This window comes from Streptomyces sp. NPDC054840 (genome assembly GCF_053611065.1).
Map to the genome: position 1 here is coordinate 1 of NZ_JBSGZP010000770.1, position 3,234 is coordinate 3,234.

Annotated in this window: 3 protein-coding genes; all 3 read right to left on the minus strand. The window is 73.4% G+C overall.

What is annotated here, in order from left to right:
* Position 1: 1 nt before the first annotated feature.
* Entirely contained in the window at positions 2 to 1,069 is a 1,068-nt protein-coding gene (locus ACWGIU_RS33730; protein WP_453711912.1) for a Zn-dependent alcohol dehydrogenase, read from the minus strand.
* Complete coding sequence (locus ACWGIU_RS33735; protein ID WP_453711913.1) at positions 1,066 to 2,295, minus strand: acyl-CoA dehydrogenase family protein; 1,230 nt, start codon at positions 2,293 to 2,295, stop codon at positions 1,066 to 1,068. Before ACWGIU_RS33735 ends, ACWGIU_RS33730 begins: the two co-directional genes overlap by 4 nt.
* Positions 2,296 to 2,325: 30 nt before the next feature.
* Positions 2,326 to 3,234 (minus strand): SDR family NAD(P)-dependent oxidoreductase (locus ACWGIU_RS33740; RefSeq protein ID WP_453711914.1); only part of this gene is annotated, 909 nt, incomplete at its 5' end.

Sequence of the window (3,234 nt, forward strand, 5' to 3'; positions counted from 1 at the left end):
GTCAGAAAGTGAGCACCCCGCGCGCCACCCGCCCGTGACGGGCGTCGTCCACCGCCTTCGCGAAGTCCTCGACCGGATAGACCTCCGTCACCAGCTCGTCGAGCAGCAGCCTGCCCTGCCGGTAGAGCTCGGCGTAGAGCGCGATGTCGCGCTGCGGGCGCGAGGACCCGTACCGGCAGCCCATGATCGTCTTGTCCAGGTACATGGACGACACGAGGAACGACGCCTCCTCCCGGAAGCCCGGCACGCCGAGCAGGATCGCCTGCCCGTGCCGGTCGAGGAGGTCGATCGCCTGACGGATCAGCTTGACGTCGCCCACGCACTCGAAGGCGTGATCGGCGCCGGTCGGCAGGATCTCGCGGACCGCCTCCGACGCGTCGGGGACGGCGGACGCGTCGACGAAGTGCGTGGCGCCGAACTGCCGGGCCACCGTCTCCTTCGCCGGGTTCGCGTCCACCGCCACGATCGTCGTGGCACCCGCGATCCGGGCCCCCTGCAGGACGTTCAGCCCGATGCCGCCGGTGCCGATGACGACCACCGTCTCGCCCCGGTCCACACGCGCCCGGTTCAGTACCGCCCCCACGCCCGTCAGCACCCCGCAGCCGATGAGCGCCGCCGAGGCCGGCGGGATGTCGGCCGGGATCTTCACGGCCTGTACGGCCTTGACGATCGTGCGTTCCGCGAAGGCGGAGTTGGAGGCGAACTGGAACAGCGGCTTCCCGCCCCGCGAGAACGGCTGCCCCGGCATCCCGATCGCCTTGCGGCACATCGTGGGCCGGCCCCGGTCGCAGTCCGCGCATGCCCCGCAGTTGGCCAGGGTGGACAGCGCCACGTGATCGCCGGGCTCCACATGGGTGACGCCCGGGCCCACCGCTTCCACGATCCCCGCGCCCTCGTGCCCGAGCACCACCGGTGGCGGGAAGGGGATCGTCCCGTCGATCACCGACAGGTCGCTGTGGCACAGCCCGGCCGCCCCGATCGCGACCAGCACCTCCCCCGGCCCCGGGTCCCGGATTTCCAGGTCGTCGACCACCTGGGCCTGCTTGCCGTCGAACACGACGCCTCTCACCTGGGCTCCTTAGGCAGGCCGAGCACGCGCTCGGCGATGATGTTCCGCTGGATCTCGTCCGAGCCGCCGTAGATGGTGTCGGCACGGGTGAACAGGAACAGGCGCTGCTCCTCGTCGAGTCCGCGTTCGTACGGGACCCCGGGCGCCCAGCCCGCCGGCCCGGCGGTGGCCGCCGCGCCGCGGACCTCCACCGCCAGCTCCCCGAGCCGCCGGTGCCAGCCGCCCCACAGCAGCTTGGCCACGCTGGGCGCGCCCACGTCGGCCGCGTCCCCCGCGGCGCCCGCGTCCCCCGGGGCGCCGAGGGTACGCAGCGCGTTCCACCGCATCGTGCGCAGCTCGGCCCACTGGCGGACGAGGCGCTCCCGCAGGACCGGGTCCCCGGCGCCCGAGGCGGCCCGCGCCGCGTACGACGCCAGTACGCGCTCCAGTTCCGCCGCGAACCCGATCTGCTGGACCAGGGTCGAGACCCCCCGCTCCAGGGCGAGCAGACCCATGGCCACGGTCCAGCCGTCACCCTCGGCGCCGACGATCTCCGCCGCGACCGCCCCGTCGAAGAACACCTCGTTGAACTCGCTCGTGCCGGACATCTGCCGGATCGGCCGGACCTCGACGCGGCCGGGCTGGTCCATGCGGACGAGCAGGAACGACAGCCCCCGGTGGCGGCGTGAGCCGGGCTCGGTGCGGGCCAGGACGAAGCACCAGTCGGCGTCGTGGGCGAGCGAGGTCCAGATCTTCTGGCCGGTCACCCGGTACAGCCCGTCGGCCGTGTCCCGTACCGCGGCCGTCCGGATCCCGGCGAGGTCGGACCCGGCGCCCGGCTCGCTGTAGCCCTGGCACCACAGTTCCTCGCCCCGCGCGATGCCGGGCAGGAAGCGGCCTTGCTGCTCGGGCGACCCGTAGGCGATGAGTGTCGGGGCGAGGAGGTTCTCGCCGATGTGGCCGACCCGGCCGGGCGCGCGCAGGGCCGCGTACTCCTCGGCCCACACCACCTGGCCGGTCAGGGACAGCCGCCGGTTGCCCCACCCGTCGGCCTCCCAGCCCTGCCCGATCCAGCCGTCCCGGCCGAGCTCGCGCTCCCACGCCCGCCGGATCCCGGCGCCTTCGTGCTCGCTGCCCGGCCCGCCGAGACCGACGGCCCGGCCGTACGGGCCCACGAGATGCTCCGACAGCCACGCCCGGGCGCGCCCGCGCAGCTCCTCGTCCTCGGCCCCGAAGCTGAAGTCCACGCCGCTCCCCCTGGTCCTGTCCGGTCGGTCCTACGCGTTGGGGCGGTCCTTGGCGGCCGCCGCCTTGGCCATGGCCTCCAGCTGCGCCAGCATCGGCATCGGGTCGGTGCCCACCGTGCCCGGCAGGAAGTCGGCGATCTTCTCCGGCGTCCAGGAGCCCTCGGCGTATCCGGCGCGCAGCTCGCGCGGCTGGGCCCAGACGGCGATCTTCGGGCCGGCGATCGTGTAGACCTGCCCGGTGATGTCCTCGGCCCTGGCCCGGTCGCTGAGCAGGTAGGTGACCAGCGCCGCCACGTCCTCGGGGTCGCCGATCTCCTTGAGCTCCATGGGGACGTTGGCGGACATGCGGGTGCGGGCGACGGGTGCGACGGCGTTGGCCGTGACCCCGTACTTGGCCAGGCCCAGCGCGGCCGAGCGGACGAGGGAGATGATCCCGCCCTTGGCGGCGCTGTAGTTGGCCTGGGCGACGGAACCCTGGTGGTTGCCGCTGGTGAAGCCGATCAGGGTCCCCGTGCCCTGCCTGCGCATGACGGCGGAGGCGGCACGGAAGACGGTGAAGGTGCCCTTGAGGTGGGTGGCGATGACCGGGTCCCACTCCTCTTCGGACATGTTGAACAGCATCCGTTCGCGCAGGATGCCGGCCACGCACACGACCCCGTCGATACGGCCGTACCGCGCGAGCGCGGTGTCGACGAGGCGCTGGCCGCCCGCCATCGTGGAGATGTCGTCGGCGACGGCGACGGCCTCCCCGTCGAGGGCGGTGATCTCCTTCACCACGGCCTCGGCGATCTCGCTGGTGGGCTCCGCGCCCTCGATCCCGACCCCGTAGTCGTTGACGACGACCTTGGCGCCCTCGGCGGCCGCGGCGAGTGCCACGGCCCGCCCGATGCCCCGGCCGGCGCCGGTGACGGCGACGACCTTGCCTGCCAAGAAGTTCCC